Origin of the sequence: Streptomyces melanosporofaciens, from assembly GCF_900105695.1 — a bacterium.
In the GTDB taxonomy this organism is placed as follows: Bacteria; Actinomycetota; Actinomycetes; order Streptomycetales; family Streptomycetaceae; genus Streptomyces; species Streptomyces antimycoticus.
Genome location: NZ_FNST01000002.1, coordinates 8,283,104 through 8,303,788, shown reverse-complemented (window position 1 = coordinate 8,303,788; position 20,685 = coordinate 8,283,104). Strand labels below are relative to the sequence as shown.

Genomic DNA, 20,685 nt, shown 5'->3' with positions numbered 1-20,685 from the left:
GATGTGGAGGGCGACGCTCGCCACCAGCGGTTCGCCGACATCCGGGTCATCCCGAAGCGCCGGGTCACCTCCCGGTCACCAGCCCCGGCCCGGATCAGGTCAGCGGCTACGAGCCGCGCCCTTGAAGACCCCCACTCTTGTCAGATCGCGTCCGCGGGGACGAGCAGCGCGTTGATCGCGGCGGTGCGGATGGTCGTCGCGACGATGTCGGGATCGAGGCCGCTGTTGAACTGGGGTACCGCGTTGATCATCGAGAAGACGGCGTGTGTGAGAACGCGGGTCTGCGCGTCTGACAGGTCGGGCCGCAGCCGGGTGACCAGTCCGCTCCACTCTTCGGCGTAGAGGCGCATCATGCGTCGCATGCGATGGCGTTCGTCCTCGGGGACGTTGTGTTCGTTCTTCAGGAACACCAGCGTGGACGGAACGTTCTGGAGACTGCGTTTGACGTGGTAATCGATCATCTCCTCGAGTGCCTTGCGTGGATCCGTCACCTCGGCTGCCGTCTTGCGGGCATGAGCCAGTAGTTCGTTGAGCGGATCCTCGAGCACGGCGATCAGCAACGCCTGCTTGCTCGGGAAGTGCCGGTAGAGCGCGGGGCCGGTCACACCGGCACGCGCGCCGATCATCTCAGTGGTGACCGCATCGAAGGCACGCTCGTTGAACAACTCTCCGGCGACCTTGATCAGCACCTGCCGGCGGGTGGCGCGGGGAGATGCGGTACGGGGGGTAGGTGAGCTCGACACGCGTAAAGTCTAGTCTAGGTGAGCGGCCGATAACGTGCCATTGCGTGTTCCGCGAGCAGGTCGGCCACTGCGGTCAGACAGGCGAAGCCCAGCTCAGACGACATGCCGCGCGGATCACCGAGCACCCCGCTGGGTGCGACTGCCTTGACACCATCAGTGAATACTCTGGCCAGCAACGCGTCATCCATGGACCCGGTGAAACCTGCGGCGGCACGATCGTTCCTCACGGCGTCCGGCCGCACGGCTAGCATGATCGAACTTTCGGCCACGTCGGCATGGCCTCCGACGTGGTCGGCGAGGCCGGCGACGCGTTGAGCAGCATCGCGCCACGAGCGGAGGACCGCTGCCGAGTCTGCGAACGCGATGACATCCAGGTCGGAGGGAAGCCGCGCGGCGAGCTTCGGCTCGATGTCGCCGAGCACCGGGTAGTTGCCGATATGCGCCGAGAAGATCAGCACCCGACGGAAGCCGTGCACGGCAAGGCTCGCGCAGCAGTCGGCGCAGATCGCTTCGAGCGTCTCGGCCTGCAGCGAGAGGGTTCCGGCGAAGCCTAGGTGGTGCGACGAGCACCCGATCCGCACCGTCGGTAGCACGAGCGCGTCGCCAAGCCGCTCGGCGACAAGAACACCCAGTCGATCGGCGTGATCACTGTCGACCGACATCGGCAGGTGCGCACCATGCTGCTCCGTGGCGCCCAGCGGCAAGACCGCCGTACGCATACCGCTCGCGATGGCACTCGCGATGTCAGGCGAGGTCAAACGCTCAATCCGCAACTCGCTCATGTGTGGTCACTCCTCCTCCTGTGCCTGCTCGACCCGTACCTCGCGGATGCGTCACTACTCGACGGATGGGGAGCGGCTCGCAGTCGAGGCTCACCCACGTTAATCACAACTAACGCCTTCACTCTCTCTCATGGCCTTGACCAGGGTTGGGCTACGCCTTACGTTATCGCCGAATAACATTCGACGGAAGGGTCGGTATGGACTTCATCCTCATGACCGAGGGGGACACCCCGGTCGGGCTCACCCATGAGCACCGCTACCGGGAACTGGTCGAGGAGGTACTGCTCGCCGAGCGCGTCGGCTTCGACGCCTTCGGCAGTTCCGAGCAGCACGTCGCCCTCGGGACGGCCTCGGTCTCCGCTCCGGAGGTGCTCTACCCGTACCTGATGGCTCTCACCAGCCGGATCCGCTTCATCCACCTGGTGACGCTGCTGCCGACGCGGATGAACCATGCGCTGCGCGTCGCGGAGCGTGTGGCGACCGAGGACATCCTGTCCAACGGCCGTGTCGAGCTTGGTACCGGGCGCGGCAACACCACGCTCGCCCTGCGCGCGTTTGAGGTGGACCCTTCCGAGAACAAGGCTCAGTGGCGTGAGGGCATCGAGCTGATCCGGAGCGCGTTCCTCAACGACGTGTTCTCGTACGTGGGCGAGCACTACAAGGTTCCGCCGCGCAGCCTGGTCCCCAAGCCCCTGCAGGGTCCCTACCCGCCCATTTCGGCTGCCGCCGGCAGCCCGAGCTCGGTCGAGACGGCCGCCTCGATGGGTATCGGCGCCATCATGGGCGGCCTCTACCTCGGGTTCGACCTCGTCGAGAACATGGTCAAGCTCTACGACGACACTCTCGCCGCCACCAACCACCCCTACCCGATCACGCCGCGCAAGATGGTCGCGGTCGCCGGTGGTATGCACTGCGCCGAGACCACTGCCCAGGCCCGCCTCGAGGCGAAGCCCCTGTTCGAGATGGCCAAGCTGTCCACCGACGCATATGAGCGCCTGTCGAAGCTGTCGAAGGACTACGCCTACATGGGCGCTGTCAAGGACATCGACTTCAACGACGAAGAGTACATGTTCGAACGCTCCCAAGGCTTCATGGTCGGCGACCCCGACCACTGCATCGAACACGTACAGCGATACGCGGACATGGGCGTCGAAGCACTCGTCCTGCGTATCGACAGCCTGCCCCACGACCAGCTGATGCGCTCGATCGAACTCTTCGGCAAGTACGTCATCCCCCGCTTCAAAAACCCCCGCAACGTCGTCCGCCCCGCCGACCACGTACTCGCCGACATCCGAGCCGCACGCCCCGCCCACCAAGAAGCACTCCACCACTTCCACTCCCAGCACAACCCCACACACCACAAGGAGACCAGCCGATGACCAACCTCTACAACCACGGCACCGGCGACATCCTCACCGAACACCACGACAACGGCATCCTCCAGATCACGATCAATCGACCCGACCGGTACAACTCGCTCACCCTGCCGATGTTCGAGGAGATGAACCAGATCTGGGCCGACGTCGAGCGCGATGACCAGACCCGGGTCGTCGTCATCACCGGGGCCGGCAAAGCCTTCTGTACCGGGATGGACGTCGCTCAGCCCGATCCCACGCCCCAGGATGCGCTCGCGATGCTGGAGACCGAACGCAAGCGGGTCGCGACGATGTTGCGCATCGAGAAGCCGATCATCTCCGCGATCAACGGCCCCGCGGTCGGCTACGGGCTGTCGACCGCGCTTCTCGCCGACATCAGCATCGCCGCGGACGACGCGGTGCTGATCGAAGGCCATACCAAGGTCGGTGTGACCGCCGGCGACCACGCCGCGCTCATCTGGCCGTTGCTTGTCGGCATGGCCAAGACCAAGTACTACGTGCTCACCTCCGAGAAGCTGACGGGCGCCGAGGCCGAGCGGATCGGGCTCGTGAGCCTGTCCGTTCCCCGCGAGCAGGTGCTGCCCCGCGCGCTCGAGGTCGCGTCCCAGCTGGCCCGCGGTTCCCAGCAGGCGCTCCGTTTCACCAAGCGTGCGCTCAACGCCTGGCTCACCAACGCGATGCCCCAGCACGAGCTGTCCTCGGCACTCGAGATCCTCGACTTCGCCGGTGCCGACTACGCCGAAGCACGCCAGGCTTTCCGGGAGAAGCGCCCCGTGGACTTCCCCTCCGCTCGCGCCGCCGGCGGACCGGCGAACTGAGGGAAGGCGAGCATGAGCATTGCCTCGCACAACACAGCGCCCAGCGCTGTGCACGCGTCCGACGAAGTGGACGGCGTGGTTGTACTCACTCTGAATCACCCGCCGGCGAACGCGCTCAGCAATTCGCTCGTCAGCGAGCTGTCAAAGACGCTGGAAACCCTTGCCAGCGGCCCCGGCACCCCCGCAGTGGTCCTGACGGGAGCTGGTGAGCGCTTCTTCTGCGCGGGTGGCGACATCAAGGAAGCCATCGGCTTCGGCGCCGATTCGATGGTCGAACGGATGGCGTCGTTTCACGCGCTGCTCTGCGCGTTGGAGGACTTTGCCCGGCCGCTGGTGTGTGCGGTCAACGGCTGGTGCGTCGGTGGTGGCATCGAAATGGCACTGTTCGCTGACATGGTGTACGCGTCGACTGAGGCGCGTTTCGTCTTCCCTGAGATCAACCACGGGATGCTGCCGGCCGTGAAGGGGATCACTCGACTGCGCGGGGTCCTGGGTGACCGCGCGGCCCGGCGCCTCCTGCTGGGCGGAGAGCCCGTCGACGCGTTCGATGCGGAGAAGATGGGCATCGTCGACCAGGTGGTCGAGCAGGACGACCTGCTCGCGATCGCGATGGCGGACGCGCGGGCGGCAGCGGCGAAACCACCTGCCGTGTTCGCGGCGCTGAAACGGGCCCTTCACTCAGGGACTTCCAGTTGGCCGGTCGAAGAGCAGCTCCGCGTCACGGTTGCCGACGCGCGCACGGTCTTCGACGACCCTGCCGCCCGAGCTGCCCGCGAGGGATATCATGGTTGATCAATTTCAAGGGCTGGACCCGGCCGCCTTCCGCTCGGCGTTGGCCCGCTTCCCTTCGGGCGTGACGATCGTGACGACGCGAAGCGCGTCAGGCACGCCGCACGGGTTCACCGCGATTTCCTTCGCGGCGCTGTCGCTCGATCCGCCGCTCGTCCTGGTGTGCCTGGACCGAGGAGCGGACTGCTCCCCCGTCTTCATGGCGGCCGAGCGGTTCATCGTCAACATCGTGACTCCCGCGCACGCCGAGTTGGCGATCAAGTTCGCGACAAAAGGTGAAAACAAGTTCGCGTACGGGGCCTTCGAATTCGATGAGAGTGGTCACCCGCTACTGCCCGATGCGGCGGCAGTCATCCGTTGCGAACTGGAGCAAGTCGTACCCGGCGAGGATCATGTGATCCTCATCGGCCGTGTAGACGACGCGCGGACAGGTAGTGGCAAGCCGGTGACGTGGTACCGAGGTGACTTCCTGCACCTCGGGGAGAGTGCCGCATGAATCTCATCGGGCCCGGGCTTGTCGGCTCTGGAAGAGAGGCCGTGTCATGGATCTGACCAATTTCGAGCCAACCCGGACGCTACCGGGGCTCCTGCTCGATCGCGCGAACAGGGAACCCGACGCCGTCGCGCTGCGCTACTGGCGTGACGGGGTTATGCAGACGATCACGTGGCGGACGTACCGGGATCGCGTGCAAGATCTCGCGCTCGGCCTGATCGCGCAAGGTGTGCGGCACGGCGATCGCGTCGCGGTGATGAGCAGCGCACGCCCGGAGTGGGTGTTCGCCGCGCTGGCCGTGCAGAGTGTCGGCGGCGTCGTGATCGGCGTCTATCCGACCAACTCACCTGCCGAGATCGAGCAACTCCTCGTACACAGCGAGGCCGTCGCCTTCATCGGCGAGACGACGACGGAGCTCAGCAAGGTGGCGAAGGTCGCCGCACACACACCGAAGCTGCGGCTCGTGGTCGGAATCGACGCCACTCCGCCGGAGCTACCCGAGGTGATCAGAAGGACACCGTGGGAAGCGCTGTGCGAAGAAGGAACACAGTACGCCGACGACAGCGCCGATCCTCTGTCCGAGCTGGTCGCCGGCGGCTCCCTCGACGATGCCGCCGTGCTGTTTTACACGTCGGGATCCACGGGAGCTCCGAAAGGCGTCACCCACTCGCACCGCACGCTTCAGCACTCGGTTCAGACCTTCGTCGGCCTCTACCCGCAGCTCCTCCGCCACGAGCACGATGCCGTGGGCTTCCTGCCGTTGGCCCACGTGGCGCCGGCGCTGGTGTCGGTGTTCGCGCCGCTGCTCTCACGGCTGGTGGTCACATACTGCCGCATTGGTGACTACGAAGATGTGTTGCGCTCGGTGCGGCCGACGGCAGTGCTCTGGCCGCCGCGGTTCTACGAGAAGATCGCCGGCGAACTGATCGCACAGACGGAGGTCTGGCCGCGACTTCGTCGCTACGCCTATGGCGCCGCCATGTGGGTCGGCCGCAGAGTAGCCGAACGCCGTTGGTCCCATCGCCGGCCCTCGGTACCGCTGCGGATCGCGTACGCTGCCGCACTTCGTTGGGTGTTCTTGCCACTGCGGGCAACCGTCGGAATGGATCGCATCCGGGTTGCCTACACGGCATCTGCCGCGATGCCCGAAAGCGTCATCGCGATTTGGCAGATCTGGGGGCTCGATCTTCGCGAGAACTACGGTCTCACCGAGACCGCCGGGTGTCCCATAGCTCATTTCAACCAGCCATTCCCCCGTCCGGGCTTCATCGGCAGGGAATTCCCGGACCCACGGTTCCAGGTGAAAGTCGCGGACGATGGCGAAATGCTGCTCCGCGCGCCGTTGCTCTTCGACGGATACTGGCGCAACCCGGCGGAGACCGAGGCTGCTTACCAGGATGGTTGGTTCCGCACCGGTGACCTGATGGAGCGCACACCCCACGGCGACATCCGGCTCATCGGCCGGAAGAAGGACGTGATCATCACCCGAGGCGGCAAAACGATCAATCCTCAGCCCATCGAAACCCGGTTGAAGGAGAGCTCACTGATCAACGAAGCGATCGTCGTCGGCGACGCCCGCAAATACCTCACCGTCCTGCTCGAACCGAGCCCAACCGCAGACGCCCGGTCGGCAGAGGTGCTGGCCGAACGCCTGCGAGCGGAGGTCGCTCGGGTCAACGCGGACCTCGCGCGCGTAGAGCAGTTGAAGGACTTTCGCGTTCTGCCGCGGTCCCTGGAAGTCGAGCACGGCGAGCGGACCGCGAACGGCAAGATCAAGCGCAATGCCGTCGTGAACTCGTTCGCAACGTTGATCGACGACATGTACGGCGCGAACGACGACGCGGCGATCGCGAACCACGTGCGCTCGAGGTCGAACTAGGCGGTTGATCACGTGAAGATCGCGTGAAGTGAGATCGGTCCGCAGGCGTGGGAGGAGGGCGTTCAGCTTGATGTGTGAGCGAAGAACCGAACACCCTTCTGATGGCACTCTACGTGTTGATCAACGATCAGGTGGTCGTATCCCGTGCCTGCCGTGGCCATCAGCCGTTGTCGTCCGCCACCCCTGTGCCCTGCGGCATGTCGCGGGAAACGGTCAAGCGCTCGGAGCCGACCGGGCGCGCCGACAACGGCTACAACGCCACCGGACCGCAGGTTCAGTCATGATTGCCACGTCCACCCGAGCGTACGGCAAGAGGTGGAGCCATGCCGATCCCTGACCTGACGCTGCAGCAGCTTCGCGCAGTCCGGACACTCGCCGCATCCGGCAGTTTCACGAAAGCAGCCGCAGCAGAGCACATCTCTCAGTCAGTCCTCAGCAGACGGATCAAGGAAGTCGAACGTCTCCTGCGGGTGCGGTTGTTCGACCGAACCACTCGGCAGCTCGACATCACGGCCGCGGGGCATGCCTTTCTGCTCATGACGGGCGCCGTCCTCGACGACATGGACATGCGACTGAGCCGCTTCATGTCGTACGTGGCGGCCCAGTCCGGAACCATCGCCGTAGCCGCGCTTCCGTCGCTCGCGGCGGCTGTGCTGCCGGGCGTGATGCGCGGCTTCATGCTGGATCACCCCGAGGTGGAGTTCGAGATCATCGACGGGGCCGCGGATGAAGTTGTCGAACGCCTCGAAGGTGGGACTGTCGAACTCGGCTTGACCGCCCACGGTGACCTGCCAGACGGCTTCTTTTTCACGCCACTGCTGCGGGAACAGTTCTACGGCGTCGCGCATCACAGCCATCCTTGGTCGGCGCAGAGTTCCATCTCGTGGGCGGACTTCAACGGTGAGACCGTGATCGCAACGCGGCCCGGAACCAGCATCCGAGCGATCACCGGCGCTGCGTTCAGCAGGTACTCGATCTCGGTGAGCCACCACTTCAATGCCTGTAGCGCGGCGACGATCCGCGGGCTGCTACGGGCCGGCGTGGGCGTGGCAGCTCTGCCGGCCTTGGAGTTGCAGGGTTTCGGTCTGGATGATCTGGTCGCGGTACCCGTGGATTCTCCGGGAGCAACCAGGGTCACCGGCGTGATGTACCGCTGCTCTCAGGACCTCTCGCCCGTCGCGGCTTGTTTCTTGGATTTCATGCACGCGACCGAGATCAACCCCCCGCGAGGAGTCTCCCGCGTTCACGAAGGCCACACCGGCGAACCAGACACATCGAGCCACGCAGGGGCGCAGCTCGCAGAATGAGGTTCCCCCGCTGTGCGGATATGGCTGACTAGCTGGTCAGGACGGGTTGACGTGGTTTCAGCAGCCCGACTGCTGAGTCGAAGGGCAGATGGAGCAGAGCCACGTCCGCTTGCCCGTCCTGCAACAGTTGCTGCTGCTGGTGCGCCTCGCAGAGCAGCAGATCGACGGTGGCTGCGCCGGGTTCCGCGGCGTAGGCGTCGAGCAACTTTGTCAGCAGCTCGCCGACGGTGCCGGTTTTGACGGCGAGGACGAGGCTGGGATGTGCTGTCGCGGCCCGTTGGGTACGCCGCTCAGCCGCGGTCACTGCGCTGAGGATCGCGCGTGCTTCGGCCAGCAGCACGGCTCCGGCCTCGGTGAGCGTGACCTTGCGGCTGGTGCGTTCCAGCAGGGCGACTCCGAGCCGCCGTTCGAGCTGGGTGATCGTGCGGGACAAGGGCGGCTGGGCTATGAAAACGATCGCGCTGGTCACTGGCGCGAACAAGGGAATCGGGTACGAGATCGCGGCCGGGCTCGGTGCGCGGGGCTGGAGTGTCGGTGTCGGCGCCCGGGACGAGCAGCGCCGGGAGGACGCCGTGGCAAGGTTGCGCGCGGCCGGTGCCGACGCCTTCGGCGTACCCCTGGACGTGACCGACGACGAGAGCGTGACCGCCGCGGTCCAACTGATCGAGGAGCGGGCAGGACGGCTCGACGTACTGGTCAACAACGCCTTCACGCAGCCTTGGCCGGGTACTCGGTCCACTGCCGGATGGGTGACTCGGATGCCATGCGAGTCTTCGGCTCGGGGTTCCAGAACTCAGCCCGGCCCCGTGAGCAGAGTAAATCGATGAGGCACCACAGTGGCCGGGCGGCCGGGGCTGACGGAAAGGCGGGCGCCTCCGGTCCGGAAGCGCCCGCGGTGCGGTCATGTCAGCCCGTGTTGTCGGCGCGCCAGGTGACCGTGTGCACGGTGGTCGGGTTGTAGAAGGACTGTCTGCTCGCCTTGCTCGTCGTGACGCACACCGTGCCGTCCACCGGGACGGTCCCGTCGTTCGTGTACGTGGTGTATTCCACGTCGACGGCGCGGGACCCGGTGTTCTGGAACACGAGCCCGTCGGCGTGTCCGGACCAGTCACCGCTCGTCACCAGGACCGGGGTTTCGACGGGTGTGGGGTAGGACGCGAAGGTATGGCACGTGGTCGGTGCGGCGGGCTTCGTGGGGAAGCGTCGTGGGGAAGGACGTGAGCTCGGAAACGACGGTGACCCTATCGAGGGGTTTCCTCGGAAGTCGACACCACGTTCTGCCCCGAGGAGGAGTGCCGCCGGGTGAACCGCGACGGCCGCGGCCGCGACGCCTTCCGGGGCGGGTGCAGCTCGATGGTGAGCGAGGCGGCGGTGAAGACGGAGGAGTAGGTGCCGGCCGCCAGGCCGATGAGCAGGGCGAGGGCGAAGTCGGCGAGGGTGTCGTCGGCGAGGACGGCGAGGGCGGTGAGGATGAGTGCCGCGCCCATGCCCGTGTTGACGGTACGGGGCAGGGTCTGCAGGATCGCCCGGTTCGTCAGACGGGGAAGCGATGTGGTGCGGTCGCGGTCGAGCAGTTCGCGGACGCGGTCGAAGAGGACGACGGAGTCGTTGACCGAGTAGCCGATGACGGTCAGCAGGGCGGCCAGGAAGACCCCGTCGATGGGCTTGCCGAGCCAGGCGAAGGCGCCGATGACGATCACCACGTCGTGGGCGAGCGCGACGACGGTCGCGGTCCCGAAGAACCAGCGGAAGCGCACCGCGAGGTACAGCAGTTGGGCGCCCAGTGCGAGGGAGAGCGCGATGAGGGCGTTGCGGCGCAGTTCGTCGCCCATGCTGGGGCCGATCAGCTCGTCGCGGATCTTCTTCGTCTCGCCGCCGAGGTCGCTGATGGTTTCGGTGACGGTGGCCTCGTCGGCGTTGGTCAGCTTCTCGGCGCGCACCGTGAGCCCGGTGTCACCGGAGGACTGCACCACCGCGCGGGGGAACCCGGCGTCGGTGAGGGTGGTGCGGGCCCGGTCGGGGTCGACGGGGGCGCTGGTGGCGTACTCGATCAGCCGGCCGCCGGTGAACTCGATGCCGAAGTCCAGGCCGCGGACGAGGATGCCCGACGCGGCCATGACGGCGAGTGCGGCGGAGGCCGCCAGCCAGCGGCGCGGACGGCGCATCAGGAACGGGTCGCGGCGCAGCAGCCGGTCGCGGACCCAGCCGGTGCTCGCGATGCCGGTGACGCGGGGTCGGCGGAAGACCGCTGGGCGGTTGGCCGCGTACTCGGCGAGCACCCGGCTGATCACCAGGGCGCTGACCATCGAGGCGAGGACGCCGACGGCGAGGGTGATGCCGAAGCCGCGCACCGGGCCGGAGGCGAAGGCGAACAGGAGAGCCGCGGCGATCAATGTGGTGATGTTGGAGTCGGCGATCGCGCTGAGGGCTCCGCGGAACCCGGCCGTCAGTGCCGATCGGGGGGTGGGGCGGCTGCGGGCCGCGTACTCTTCGCGGGTCCGTTCGAAGACCAGGACGTTGGCGTCCACGGCCATGCCGATCGCCAGGACGAACCCGGCGAGGCCCGGCAGGGTCAGTGTGGCGCCGAGCGCGGCCAGGGCGGCGTAGGAGACGAGGGCGTAGCAGGCCAGGGCCGCGGTAGCGAGCAGGCCCATGAGCCGGTAGACGGCGATGATGAACAGCGCGGTCAGCGCGGTGCCGATGCCGGCGGCCCAGGCCGCGGCCTCGATGGCCGCATCGCCGAGCGTGGCGCCGATGGTGCGCTGTTCCACGGTCTCGACCGGTACGGGCAGGGCTCCGCCGGAGATGAGCAGGGCCAGTTCGCGGGCTTCGGTGTCGTCGAAGGAGCCGGTGATCTGGGTGGTGCCGCCCGGGATGCCGGTCCCGCACGGTACGGAGGGGTCGACCTGCGGCGAAGAGATGAGCTTGTTGTCGAGGACGATGGCGACCCGGCGCCGCGGGTCACCGGCCGGGTGACAGGCGGCCTGTGCGGTGATCTGCCGCCATTGGTCCTGGCCGGTCTTGGAGAAGTCGACCGCGACGTGCCATCCGGCACCGCCCTGCTGGTCGAAGCGGGCGTCGGCGCCTTCGACGTCCCGTCCGGTCAGATCGGCGGCTCGCAGGCGCAGGGGCTGTCCGGACTCGTCCGGCAGAACGCGCTCCTTGGCCGGATCGGTCGCCGGGGCGGTGGCGCCGTCGGCGGTCCGGGCCGGGCCGAGGACCGCGTGGACGGTGAGCTGTGCGGTGCGGCCCAGCACGTCGGCGGCTTTCTTCGGGTCAGACACGCCGGGCAGCTCGACGAGGATGCGGTGGTCGCCGGAGCGGACGAGGGTCGGTTCGGCGACGCCGAGCGCGTCGATGCGGCCGCGCAGCACTTCCACGGTGCGGTCGGTGGCCGCGGCGTCGGCGTCGGTGGTGGGGGTGGAGCGGGTTTCCAGCATGATCTGGGTGCCGCCGCGCAGGTCGAGGCCGAGGCGGACGGGCGTGGTGAGGGCGATGGCCAGCGATCCGGCGATCACGGCGAGGGCGAGCAGCGCACGCACGCGCAAGGACTTGGTGCGGTTGTTCCGGCGGTTGTTCTGGCGGTTGTTCTGTCGGTTGTTCCGGCGTTTCAACACGAGCCTCCGGCAGGCACGCCGCGGCAGCGGCCCGCGCGGCCGCGACGGAGGAAAGGGTGATGGGTCGCGTCAGGTACCTGCGGGTGCCGGAGGGGCCCGGCCGCGGTCGTGGGCCGACCGGCCGGGAGAGGCGGGTGCGCACGCGGAAGGCGCTGAAGCACGGGTACCGACAGCCGGGCCGGCATCCGCGTCAGGGCGGTCGGTGGCGTGGTGATCCGGTGGGCACGGGCGCTCGCCGAGGTGGTCGTGGCGGACCCTGGCCTGGGCCGCGCAGCCGACGGCACACGGGTCGTCCGCGTGGGGACCGGTGTCGGGGCGCTCGGCGCCCGTGGCCGCCGGGGCCGGATCGAGCACCGGAACGGAAGCCGCGCGCGCGGCATCGGCGGGAACCAACGCCAGCAGGACGGCGAGGAGCGCGATGAGCGTCCCCGCGAGCGGGTGAACTGCGGTCGGGGCGCTCCGGGATGCTGGGCGCATGCACCGTCCCCTTCCTGCGGGATGCTCGACTCCTGCCGTGTGCCCGGCGTGGGGTGCCGGTCCGGGGCTCCGGCCGGGGAGTGGACGACCAGAGCCCCGGACATCGGTGCGGGGCGGGCGTCAGGGTTCGATGAGACCTGCGCGGATGGCGTAGCGGGTCAGCTCCAGCCGGTCGTGCAGACCGAGCTTGTGCAGGAGGTTGGCCCGGTGGCGGTGCACGGTCTTGACGCTGATGAACAGGATCTCGGCGATCTCCTTGGAGGAGTGCCCTTCGGCGACGAGTTTGAGGACCTCCTCCTCACGAGGGGTGAGGAACTGGTCGGGGTCTTCCTCGCCGTGGCGGACGCGCTCCAGGTAGTTGCGGATGAGGGCGGTGACCGCGCCGGGGTAGAGGAACGGCTCGTTGCGCATCGCGGCCCGGCAGGCGGCGACCAGGTCGCGGTCGGCAACCGACTTCAGCACATAGCCACAAGCCCCGGCCTTGAGTGCCTGGAACAGGTACTGCTCGTTGTCGTGCATCGTCAGCATCAGGATGCGCAGACCCGGCTTGAGCGCCACCAGCTCCCGGGTGGCCTGAAGACCGGTCAGGCGCGGCATGGCGATGTCCAGCACGGCCAGGTCGATCTCCTGGTTCCGGGCCGCCTCGATGGCCTCGGCACCGTCCCCGGCCTCGGCGACGACCTCCAGGTCGGGTTCCCTGTCGAGGATCAGGCGTACGCCGCGGCGTACGAGAGCGTGGTCGTCGGCGAGCAGGATGCGGATCGGCTTCCCGGCCGTGGCGGACGGTGCCGCGGCCGTGGTGGGTCCGGGCCAGGTCGGATCGGGCATGGTCAGAGCTGCTTCCTGGGGGCGGGTGTGATGAGGCGGATCCGGGTACCGGTGCCAGGCGTCGAGGTGATGTCGAGGGTGGCCCCGGCGAGCAGGGCCCGTTCGCGCATGCCGCGGATCCCGGCGCCTTCGCAGGCGGCCTCGATGCCGCGGCCGTCGTCGGCGATCTCCAGCACCACCGCCTCGCCCACCCGGTGCAGGCTCACCTCGACCTGCCGCGCGTCCGCATGGCGGGCCGCGTTGGTCAGGCTCTCCTGAGCCACCCGGTACAGCACGAGTTCGCTCTCCCGGTCGAGGGTGGGCGGATCGGAATCGAGGCGGCGCACGACCCGCAGCCCGGTGTGGGTGGCGAAGTCCTGCGTGAGCGAGGTCAGTGCGCTGACCAGGCCCAGGTCGTCCAGGACGCCGGGCCGCAGGCGGCGCACCAGGCGGCGGACCTCGTCCAGGCTCTCCCTGGTGATCTCCTGGGCCTGCTGGAGGTCCTCGCGCAGCGGTTCGGGGGCGTCGTCCGCGGCGCGCTTGAGCACCAGCAGGATCGCGGTCATGCTCTGCCCGACCTCGTCGTGCAGTTCCTGGGCGATGCGGCGGCGTTCCGCCTCCTGGGCCAGCAGCGCCCGGGCGCTGGACGTGGCGCGTTCGTGCTCCAGCCGGCCGAGCATGGCGTTGAAGGTGCGGATCAGCTCGGACACCTCGCTACCGCCGCCGGCGCCGGGCACGGGCAGCCGCTGGCCCGGGCGCAGCAGGTCGACGGTGGTCATCAGCCTGGTCAGCCGGTCCAGCGGGGCCAGGCCCCAGCGCAGCAGGGTGCCGTTGGCGACCAGCATGACGGCGAGACCGCCGACCAGGATGATCGCCTCGGTCAGCAGCACCGGCACGGAGACGGTCACCGGCGCCCACAGCAGCAGCGCCGTAGCGGTGCCCAGCACCAGGGCATTGAGCCCGAAGATCCGCCAGAACAGCGACACCGGGGAAGTTCCTCCTTCTGCGCTCCGCGTGTGATCAGCTCTACTGTCGCCCATCGCACCCCGGCGGAGCCGCCACAACTGATCACGACCGAGCCTGACACAGCCTGCCTCCCGCACCGCGCGCGGTCGATGGGGCCCATCACCCATATCCGAGGTCATCGGGTACCCACGCGCCCTTCCCCGCCATCGCCCCGTGGTCACCGCTGCCCCGGGCAAATGGGGTCCGCGCCCGATGGGCTTCCGACGCCGGGTCGAGCAGAGTCGAAGGTGCTCGAGCCGTCCGGTACGGCCAGTGCCCGCGGTCGTGGAGACCGCGGCCGGCGGAACCGGGCGGCTACTGCCGCGCCTGGCGCGCTTTCACGAAAGGACCTCATCGTGCCGCTCGACACCGCCCAGACCGGCCCCCGCCCCGGGCGGCTGGCCTCTCATGAAACCCGTCAGCGCCTCGAACACGCCCGCAACAGCCGCCTGGCTCAGCTGCGTGCCCTCGACGAGAGCGCCCAGAGCACGGACGCCCATCTGGTGTCCGCGCAGACGGAGGCGATCCAGCGAGTCCTCACCGAGATCGACGAGGCGTTCGCCCGCGTGGAGGACGACACCTACGGCATCTGCCAGGGCTGCGCCAAGCCCGTCCCCGCCGAACGCCTGGAGATCCTCCCCTACACCCGGTACTGCGTCGCCTGCCAGGGCCGCGCCGCCGCCTGACCCGCCCCGTCCGCCTCCTGTTTTCGTCTCCGCCCTGCTCAAAGGGGTGAAGTGGTGAACCACCAGACCATCGGCGACCGTGCCGCGCACCTGTCGCCCGAGGACCTCGCCGCGCTGCGGGAGAACCTCCACGAACAGCGCCTGTTCCGCCAGGAACAGCTGCGGCAGATCGCCTCGCCGCCCCGCGCCGAGGACCTGCTCCGGCGCCGCTCCGCGGCACAGGCCGAAGTGCACGTCAAAGTCGCCGCCTCCGCGCGCATGGTCCTCGCCGACGTGGAGGCGGCGCTGCGACGCATCGCCGAGGGCCGCTACGGCACGTGCCACCTGTGCCGTCGCCCTGTCGAGCGCGACCGGCTGATGATCGTTCCACAGGCCCGCTACTGCGCACGGTGCCAGCAGGTACGGGAGGCCGGACGATGACCGTCCGCCGCCGCTTCCGGCCCGGCTCCCCCGCCGGGCACCGGCACCGGCCCTGGCCGTTGTGCCGGCACTGCTGCGGCCTCGCCCTGGACCTGGGCAGCGCCCGCACCCGCGCCTGGATAGCCGGCCGCGGGATGGTCCTCGACGTACCCACCATCACCCTCCCCGGTGCTGGGGCGGTGTATCCGGTCCAGCGCGGCGCCATCGTCGACGTTCCGGGAACGGCCCGGATGCTCGACCGGCTCCTCAGCCACCGCCTGCCCCGCCTCACCCGCCCGCTGGTGGTGGTCACCGCGCCGGTGCTGGACGGCCCCGCCTACCGGGAACGGGCCCGCGCCGCCGTGGAAGTGCTCCGCCCCCGCGCGGTCCTGACCGTCCCCACCGCACGCGCCATCGCCCTGGCCGCGGGCGCCGACCTCTCCCTGCCGCTGCTCGTGGTGGACATCGGCGCCCATCTCACCGAGGTGGTCCTCCTCGTCGACGGCCTGGTCTTCGACGCCCGCCGCACCGCCCTGGGCACCACCGACCTCGCCGGCACCACCGACCTCGCAGACGCCGACGCCACGGCGGAGATCAGCGAAGCCATCAGCACCATGTTCACCTCCATGCTCCGGCAGGACCGCACGTCCCTCACCGCCGAGGCCCTGAGCCGAGGTGCCCTCCTGGCCGGTGGCGGCGCACTGCGCCCCGACCTCACTCACCGGCTCGCCGGCGGCACGCACGCGCCCCTGCGGGCGGTTCCCACACCGCATACCGCGGCGATCCGCGGCGCCGCCACGATGTTGCGGGCCGCGCACGGACATCCGTCGGCCAGGGGCACGTCCCCACCCGGGCCTGGCCCGCTCTTCCGCTGACCTCGCTGCCCCCCTGACCGCCACCTCACCGGCCGGGGTCTGCTGTACGCCCCCTGCCCCGGAAAGGAGAACCTGTGTCCGGCGTGCCACCACCCGCACAGCCCCCGGATCCCCCGCACCACGGGCTCGTGCACCCCCTGTCGCTGTGGCGCTGGCGGCACAATCCGCTGTACCGGCGCACCGACCGCCTCCAGGGCCGGATCGCCCTGGCGATGTTGCTGCTCGTACCGATCCTGGGGCTCGGTGCCATGTTCGCCATCGGTGACACCGCCCACCGGCACTACCGCGCGGCCGCCGAGCACCAGAGGCAGACCCTGCGCCTCACCACCGCCGTCCTCACCCACGACGCCCCGGACCATCCGGAGCCCGGATCGGCGGAGGCGAGAGAGAACCGCTATCCGGCCACGGTCCGCTACACCGACCCGGACGGACGGATCCGCACCGCCGAGACCGACGTCCTGCCAGGGCTCAGCGCGGGCAGCTCCGTCGACGTGTGGGTCGACGCGGACGGAGTGATCGCCGAGCCGCCCATGCCCGCCGAGCAGATCCGCAGCCGGACCATGGGCTGGGCGCTCGTCGGCTTCCTGACCGTGACCCTCGCCGGTGCCGCCGCCTACCGCGGCGTCTCCGTGGTCCTGCGGCGGCGCAATCTCGCCCAGTGGGACGCCAAGTGGGCCGAGACCGCGCCACGCTGGACCACGTTCCCCTGAGCCTGCGCAAACGCTCACGCCTGCCCGGACCGACCACGGCATCCTGGACTGGACCACCGTGTGCGTGGACGACCCCGCCCGTGACCTGTCCGCCCAGTACGGCGCCGCGGGCGAGGAGATGCCGCAGGCCACCCTCACCGGGTACGAGCAGGCGGGCGGGCACGTCCACCCCGGCCTGGCAGCCCAGGCGAAGCACCTGTGGGACGCCTCCCCGATCGGGTACGCCCTGTACGCGCTGACCACCGGCGCCGAGACCGACCTGGCCACCGCAGCCGCGATGCTGAACCCCGTGATTCGTGGGGGCACATGAGGTGGGTCACGCCCCGGTTGAGAAACGGCTCGCTCCACGACTTCAGGGGCGGGCGGTCACGTGGGCTTCTCGCACATTGAGAGGCCGCCCACGGGACACGCGATCAGATGAACGCGCACTGCGAACGGACGACCAGCAACATCCACCGACGCGCCGCCGGAGATCTCCGACACGAACGAATTCGCACCGGATGGCCGACGGCTGCCAGGTGTCGTGCGTCCGGACCCGGCGTCGCGTCCACCATGGGGCGCTCGGCCCGGTAGTGCCCCATGGCGACAGCCATGCCCCGGTCGCGGGCTTCACGGTCCGGCTCTCGCCGCCCGCGGGCGCTTCGCGCTTATCGACGACCGCGCAGCTTCCGCACCAGTTCCTGTGCCTGAGCGCGGCGGCGCGGATCGGTGGCAGTCCGGCGCACCTGTGCAACCGCTCGTCGGCCCTGCGGACTCCTCGCGAACTGCTTGATGCGCTCGACAACTCCAGCCATGACGCTCCTTCCGACCTCGTGCTCTGCTTCTTCTGAGGCACTGGTTGGGTTCTCGGCTACCCCGTGACCCGCGGTCCATCCTCGCTTGTCAGCGACGGCATGGCCAGCGCCATCACATCGGTCAGCCGTACCGGACGCCCGCCGTGCGGTACCAGCACTTCCGTGTCACTCACAAGACTCCTGACCTGATTCTCCCAAGGTCGTCGGCGTCCTGCACGATCTCGGGCACCGGGCCGGCGTGCCACACGATCCCGGCGTCCACGGTGTGGTCGAGCACGGCGCGATGTTGCGTGGCCCAGTCCAGGTCGACGTAATCGACGCACAACCCGGGCACCTGCTGACCTGGCATCGCCGTCCGGTGCGCTGGAAATGGCGCTATACCCCCACCGGCCCCGGCCGGCCACCGCTGTCGGAGGTGATTGCGGCGCTCATCCAGCGCCTGGCGCGAGAGAACCCCACCTGGGAATACGTCAGGATCCAAGGTGAGCTCCGACGGCTCGGGCATCGGGCTGCCGCCGCCACCGTCCGGCGCGTTGTGCGCAGCTCCGGTCTACCGCCCGCACCGCAGCGCGCCTCCCAGCAGACCTGGCGCTCCTTCCTGCGCTCCCAGGCTCACACGCTGCTCGCCTGCGACTTCATGCACGTGGAGACCGTCCTGGTCAACGGTTCGGCCGCCTGCGAGGTAAGCCCTGACCCGACTCCTGCCGAGGAGACTTCGAGCACACAGGATGCGCTGTAGGCCGGTTCGACCGACGATGCGGGGGCACTCGGCGAGGCCAGTCCGGCAACCGCTCCCGCGAGTACGGAGGCGTACGTGGCCGTTCGTCATCGTCTGCTCAAAGCCGACCCCAGCGACGTGCGGACCGCCCTGGCCGACGGCAACAAGTACCTGCGGTGGGTGGTAGGCCCCCGGCGGTCGAGCCGCTGGACGGGCAGCGCCCGTGCCCCGGCCCGGAACCCCGCCATCAGGTCCGCCTCGGCCCTCTGCTGCAGCCCCACGAGACGGTCGTCCGCCGCTGCGAGGAGGGCGCCATCCTGGAGCTGAGCCCACACCGGTCAAGGGAAAAGATCCGAGCCGCGCGCGGCATCGGCGCGACACTGGCACGCGAGACCCCCGGCGCGGCGTCTGGCGCCGGCCCGGCGGTGCGCCGGCCGTCCGCGCCGCGCAAGAGATGAGATGCGGACAGTCGAGATGCAGACGTTCCTGCCCCATTCCGACTTCCGGCGGTCGGCGCGTGAGCTCGACCGGCGGCGGCTGGGCAAGCAGCGCGTCGAGGCCCTCCAGGTCCTACGCGGCCTGACGGTGCCCGGGTACGGCTGGCGGCGGCACCCCGCCGTGCGGATGTGGACCGGATACGAAGAGGCCCTCGTCCGGTACGGGCTGGAGATGTGCCGGGTGTGGCGGGAACTGGGGCATCAGGACAGTTGCGCCGCCTCCCTGATCGCCGACCTCGCCGCTCACCGCCCCGGCCTCCCGGTCCGCGACCAGACCGAACTGGCAGGAGCCGGAGAGCTGCCGCCGTGGCTCGGAAACGCCGCCTTCCACCGCAGTCACCAATCGGCTCTCGTACGTAAGGACCCCGGGGTGTACGCCCCTCGCTTCCCCGGCGTGCCGGACGACCTGCCCTACGTCTGGCCGGCCTCGGACCGGGAGGCCCCGGACGCGCCCGGCCCCTGAGCCATCCGCACCCGGGGTGGGCCGGCGATCGGCTACGGGCCTGCCGAAGCACGGGGAGCCTGTTGCTTCGCATGCTTTTTGCCTGGCTCGTGCCACGTCCAGCAGCGGCAACGTCCGCCAGGACGACGGCTGCTCAGCTGGAACCGCGCACTTCGTCGGCTTGCCCGGTGATTTCAGTGGGCAGAGGGCCGATGGGCGTACCGGCCGTATGGACTTCCCCGGCCCCGGGGGCGGGCGCCCCCGACGTCCCCGGGCCTCCTCCACCGTGCTCCGGCCCGCGTCAGACCCGGCGTTCCCGAACGCCCTCCCCGTCACCGGGCCGCGGACGCGGGATCGGCGCCGGGCCAGTGCTGCCCCGCGGGACGAGTTCCACCGGCAGGACCACGTGTCGCTCCCGATGCGCCTCGGGGTCGTGGATCACGCGGTGGGCCAGCTCCGCTGCCGCCTCGCCCAGTCGGCGGGCCGGCTGGGCCATGGTGGACAGGTCCCACGGCTCGGCCATCGCGTGTCCGTCGAAGCCGAGGATCGACATCCGTTGCGGCACCGGGACGTTGACGCCGCGCAGCACCGTGAGAAGCCTGAAGGCGATGTCGTCCGTCTCGGCGAAGATCGCCGTGGGCGGCTCCGCAAGGCTCAATAGCCGTCCCACCGCCGCTTCCAGGCTCGGCCCCTGCCAGTGGGCGACCTGGCGGACGAGGTCGTCGTCCTGGCCGATGCCCGCCTCCGCCAGGGCCGCGCGGTACCCGTCGAGACGGGCTCTGCTGCTCCAGGCGAAACCCGAGGCGTCCGCGGGCTCCAGATAGGCGATGCGCCGGTGACCGAGGTTGAGCAGGTAGCGGGTGCCGCGCTGGGCGGCCTCCACGTCGTCCACGTAGACGCCGGCCCTGCCCTGTTCATGCTGGCTGACGAAGACCAGGGGCATGCCCAGGTCGTCCAGGCGCGCTCGTTCCTCGGGGGAGAGCGCGAAGCTGACGACGAGCAGGGCGTCGGCGTTGCGGCGGGCCGGCAGGCGGTCGAAGAACTGTGCGCGCTGCTCGGCGGTGGTGACGCTGTAGACCAGCATGTCCAGGCCGGCCGCGTTGAGCGCGGGTGCCATGCCGGCGAGCGCCGCGCCCAGGAACCAGGAGTCGAGGTTGGGTACGAGCACGGCGACCCGGCCCGTGCGCCCCGTGACCAGACTGGACGCGCTGCGCGAAATCGCGAACGACAGCTCGCGCGCCGCCTCTTCCACGCGCGCCCGGGTCTCGGGGGACACCGTCGACAGACCGCGCAGGGTGCGGGAGACGGTCGAGGGCGAGACTCCGGCCCTCTGGGCGACGTCCGCCAAGGTGGCGCCCTTTTCTGCGACTTCACCGGCCATGCCCGGACGCTAACACAACGGTTGCCGCACCAGGACGAGCGGGTGACAGCGCTGTCATGTGAAACCTCGCAGCGATTCAGCGACTGTGAG

22 protein-coding genes and 2 pseudogenes are annotated in these 20,685 nt (G+C 69.3%); 16 read left to right on the top strand and 8 right to left on the bottom strand.

The window, feature by feature from the left end; all coding sequences use genetic code 11:
- Nucleotides 1-140 precede the first annotated feature (140 nt).
- Together BLV72_RS37970 and BLV72_RS37965 are read right to left on the bottom strand one after the other, a co-directional pair.
- Complete coding sequence (locus tag BLV72_RS37970; protein ID WP_208905856.1) at nucleotides 141-689, bottom strand: TetR/AcrR family transcriptional regulator; 549 nt, start codon at nucleotides 687-689, stop codon at nucleotides 141-143.
- Nucleotides 690-757: 68 nt separating this feature from the next.
- The gene (locus BLV72_RS37965) at nucleotides 758-1,525 is read right to left on the bottom strand and encodes a creatininase family protein (RefSeq protein WP_093468081.1); all 768 of its coding nucleotides are present in this window, start codon (nucleotides 1,523-1,525) and stop codon (nucleotides 758-760) included.
- A 197-nt stretch (nucleotides 1,526-1,722) separates the two neighbouring features.
- Here BLV72_RS37965 and BLV72_RS37960 point away from each other — a divergent pair, with 197 nt between their 5' ends.
- The 7 genes from BLV72_RS37960 to BLV72_RS37930 all read left to right on the top strand — a co-directional run bounded on the left by BLV72_RS37960 (nucleotide 1,723) and on the right by BLV72_RS37930 (nucleotide 8,187).
- Nucleotides 1,723-2,904: an LLM class flavin-dependent oxidoreductase gene (locus BLV72_RS37960; RefSeq protein ID WP_093468079.1), complete on the top strand. Its 1,182-nt coding sequence runs from the start codon at nucleotides 1,723-1,725 to the stop codon at nucleotides 2,902-2,904.
- Nucleotides 2,901-3,719, top strand: coding sequence for an enoyl-CoA hydratase/isomerase family protein (locus tag BLV72_RS37955; RefSeq protein ID WP_044580303.1), 819 nt, complete (start codon nucleotides 2,901-2,903; stop codon nucleotides 3,717-3,719). The genes BLV72_RS37960 and BLV72_RS37955 overlap by 4 nt, the downstream gene beginning before the upstream one ends.
- A gap of 12 nt (nucleotides 3,720-3,731) precedes the next feature.
- Nucleotides 3,732-4,511: an enoyl-CoA hydratase/isomerase family protein gene (locus tag BLV72_RS37950; RefSeq protein ID WP_093468078.1), complete on the top strand. Its 780-nt coding sequence runs from the start codon at nucleotides 3,732-3,734 to the stop codon at nucleotides 4,509-4,511.
- Nucleotides 4,504-5,004: a flavin reductase family protein gene (locus BLV72_RS37945; protein ID WP_093468076.1), complete on the top strand. Its 501-nt coding sequence runs from the start codon at nucleotides 4,504-4,506 to the stop codon at nucleotides 5,002-5,004. The genes BLV72_RS37950 and BLV72_RS37945 overlap by 8 nt, the downstream gene beginning before the upstream one ends.
- 46 nt (nucleotides 5,005-5,050) lie before the next feature.
- Nucleotides 5,051-6,880, top strand: a complete 1,830-nt coding sequence (locus tag BLV72_RS37940; RefSeq protein WP_093468075.1) for an AMP-dependent synthetase/ligase — start codon at nucleotides 5,051-5,053, stop codon at nucleotides 6,878-6,880.
- Nucleotides 6,881-6,954: 74 nt separating this feature from the next.
- Nucleotides 6,955-7,164, top strand: a complete 210-nt coding sequence (locus BLV72_RS37935; protein WP_093468073.1) for a hypothetical protein — start codon at nucleotides 6,955-6,957, stop codon at nucleotides 7,162-7,164.
- 39 nt (nucleotides 7,165-7,203) lie between these two features.
- On the top strand, nucleotides 7,204-8,187 hold the full coding sequence (locus tag BLV72_RS37930) for a LysR family transcriptional regulator (protein ID WP_093468072.1): 984 nt from the start codon (nucleotides 7,204-7,206) through the stop codon (nucleotides 8,185-8,187).
- 61 nt (nucleotides 8,188-8,248) lie between these two features.
- On the opposite strand, the pseudogene BLV72_RS37925 reads toward BLV72_RS37930, so the two are convergent.
- Nucleotides 8,249-8,635 (bottom strand): annotated as a pseudogene (locus BLV72_RS37925) (LysR family transcriptional regulator); the annotation flags it as partial.
- On the opposite strand from BLV72_RS37925, the pseudogene BLV72_RS37920 reads away from it, so the two are divergent.
- Nucleotides 8,634-8,894 (top strand): annotated as a pseudogene (locus BLV72_RS37920) (SDR family NAD(P)-dependent oxidoreductase); the annotation flags it as partial. The pseudogenes BLV72_RS37925 and BLV72_RS37920 overlap by 2 nt on opposite strands.
- 199 nt (nucleotides 8,895-9,093) lie before the next feature.
- Here the strand turns inward: BLV72_RS37920 and BLV72_RS37915 are convergent.
- From BLV72_RS37915 to BLV72_RS37900, 4 genes are all read right to left on the bottom strand, one after another.
- Nucleotides 9,094-9,309, bottom strand: a complete 216-nt coding sequence (locus tag BLV72_RS37915) for a hypothetical protein (RefSeq protein ID WP_093468070.1) — start codon at nucleotides 9,307-9,309, stop codon at nucleotides 9,094-9,096.
- A 119-nt stretch (nucleotides 9,310-9,428) separates the two neighbouring features.
- Nucleotides 9,429-11,729, bottom strand: coding sequence for a protein translocase subunit SecD (secD, locus tag BLV72_RS37910; RefSeq protein WP_107417576.1), 2,301 nt, complete (start codon nucleotides 11,727-11,729; stop codon nucleotides 9,429-9,431).
- 672 nt (nucleotides 11,730-12,401) lie between these two features.
- Nucleotides 12,402-13,109 (bottom strand): response regulator, encoded by a 708-nt coding sequence (locus BLV72_RS37905; protein ID WP_244321217.1) that lies wholly within the window; start codon nucleotides 13,107-13,109, stop codon nucleotides 12,402-12,404.
- Between the two features lie 2 nt (nucleotides 13,110-13,111).
- Nucleotides 13,112-14,074, bottom strand: coding sequence for a HAMP domain-containing sensor histidine kinase (locus tag BLV72_RS37900; protein ID WP_167746480.1), 963 nt, complete (start codon nucleotides 14,072-14,074; stop codon nucleotides 13,112-13,114).
- Nucleotides 14,075-14,449: 375 nt separating this feature from the next.
- On the opposite strand from BLV72_RS37900, the gene BLV72_RS37895 reads away from it, so the two are divergent.
- The 8 genes from BLV72_RS37895 to BLV72_RS37860 all read left to right on the top strand — a co-directional run bounded on the left by BLV72_RS37895 (nucleotide 14,450) and on the right by BLV72_RS37860 (nucleotide 19,235).
- Nucleotides 14,450-14,779 carry a TraR/DksA family transcriptional regulator gene (locus BLV72_RS37895; protein WP_093468069.1) on the top strand — a complete coding sequence of 110 codons (330 nt, stop codon included), beginning with the start codon at nucleotides 14,450-14,452 and terminating at the stop codon, nucleotides 14,777-14,779.
- Nucleotides 14,780-14,830: 51 nt separating this feature from the next.
- Nucleotides 14,831-15,199, top strand: coding sequence for a TraR/DksA family transcriptional regulator (locus BLV72_RS37890; protein ID WP_093468067.1), 369 nt, complete (start codon nucleotides 14,831-14,833; stop codon nucleotides 15,197-15,199).
- Nucleotides 15,196-16,053, top strand: a complete 858-nt coding sequence (locus tag BLV72_RS37885; RefSeq protein ID WP_093468066.1) for a rod shape-determining protein — start codon at nucleotides 15,196-15,198, stop codon at nucleotides 16,051-16,053. The genes BLV72_RS37890 and BLV72_RS37885 overlap by 4 nt, the downstream gene beginning before the upstream one ends.
- A gap of 74 nt (nucleotides 16,054-16,127) precedes the next feature.
- Nucleotides 16,128-16,763, top strand: coding sequence for an Rv1733c family protein (locus tag BLV72_RS37880; protein WP_208905855.1), 636 nt, complete (start codon nucleotides 16,128-16,130; stop codon nucleotides 16,761-16,763).
- 64 nt (nucleotides 16,764-16,827) lie between these two features.
- Entirely contained in the window at nucleotides 16,828-17,073 is a 246-nt protein-coding gene (locus BLV72_RS37875) for a protein kinase family protein (protein WP_208905854.1), read from the top strand.
- 190 nt (nucleotides 17,074-17,263) lie between these two features.
- On the top strand, nucleotides 17,264-17,593 hold the full coding sequence (locus BLV72_RS48390) for a hypothetical protein (RefSeq protein ID WP_167746276.1): 330 nt from the start codon (nucleotides 17,264-17,266) through the stop codon (nucleotides 17,591-17,593).
- A gap of 229 nt (nucleotides 17,594-17,822) precedes the next feature.
- On the top strand, nucleotides 17,823-18,296 hold the full coding sequence (locus BLV72_RS37870; protein ID WP_244321216.1) for a helix-turn-helix domain-containing protein: 474 nt from the start codon (nucleotides 17,823-17,825) through the stop codon (nucleotides 18,294-18,296).
- Between the two features lie 453 nt (nucleotides 18,297-18,749).
- A complete protein-coding gene (locus BLV72_RS37860; RefSeq protein ID WP_093470782.1) occupies nucleotides 18,750-19,235 on the top strand; it encodes an MSMEG_6728 family protein in 486 nt (161 codons plus the stop codon).
- A gap of 280 nt (nucleotides 19,236-19,515) precedes the next feature.
- Here the strand turns inward: BLV72_RS37860 and BLV72_RS37855 are convergent, their stop codons facing one another.
- Nucleotides 19,516-20,595, bottom strand: a complete 1,080-nt coding sequence (locus BLV72_RS37855; RefSeq protein ID WP_342030702.1) for a LacI family DNA-binding transcriptional regulator — start codon at nucleotides 20,593-20,595, stop codon at nucleotides 19,516-19,518.
- Between the last annotated feature and the right edge of the window lie 90 nt (nucleotides 20,596-20,685).

Excerpts from the sequence above, each read along its gene's own strand:
- BLV72_RS48390 (WP_167746276.1), top strand. The coding sequence starts at position 17,264 with ATGGCCGACGGCTGCCAGGTGTCGTGCGTCCGGACCCGGCGTCGCGTC.
- BLV72_RS37885 (WP_093468066.1), top strand. The coding sequence starts at position 15,196 with ATGACCGTCCGCCGCCGCTTCCGGCCCGGCTCCCCCGCCGGGCACCGG.
- BLV72_RS37860 (WP_093470782.1), top strand. The coding sequence starts at position 18,750 with ATGCAGACGTTCCTGCCCCATTCCGACTTCCGGCGGTCGGCGCGTGAG.
- BLV72_RS37930 (WP_093468072.1), top strand. The coding sequence starts at position 7,204 with ATGCCGATCCCTGACCTGACGCTGCAGCAGCTTCGCGCAGTCCGGACA.
- BLV72_RS37955 (WP_044580303.1), top strand. The coding sequence starts at position 2,901 with ATGACCAACCTCTACAACCACGGCACCGGCGACATCCTCACCGAACAC.
- BLV72_RS37960 (WP_093468079.1), top strand. The coding sequence starts at position 1,723 with ATGGACTTCATCCTCATGACCGAGGGGGACACCCCGGTCGGGCTCACC.
- BLV72_RS37940 (WP_093468075.1), top strand. The coding sequence starts at position 5,051 with ATGGATCTGACCAATTTCGAGCCAACCCGGACGCTACCGGGGCTCCTG.
- BLV72_RS37950 (WP_093468078.1), top strand. The coding sequence starts at position 3,732 with ATGAGCATTGCCTCGCACAACACAGCGCCCAGCGCTGTGCACGCGTCC.
- BLV72_RS37945 (WP_093468076.1), top strand. The coding sequence starts at position 4,504 with ATGGTTGATCAATTTCAAGGGCTGGACCCGGCCGCCTTCCGCTCGGCG.
- BLV72_RS37965 (WP_093468081.1), bottom strand. The coding sequence starts at position 1,525 with ATGAGCGAGTTGCGGATTGAGCGTTTGACCTCGCCTGACATCGCGAGT.
- BLV72_RS37855 (WP_342030702.1), bottom strand. The coding sequence starts at position 20,595 with ATGGCCGGTGAAGTCGCAGAAAAGGGCGCCACCTTGGCGGACGTCGCC.
- BLV72_RS37905 (WP_244321217.1), bottom strand. The coding sequence starts at position 13,109 with ATGCCCGATCCGACCTGGCCCGGACCCACCACGGCCGCGGCACCGTCC.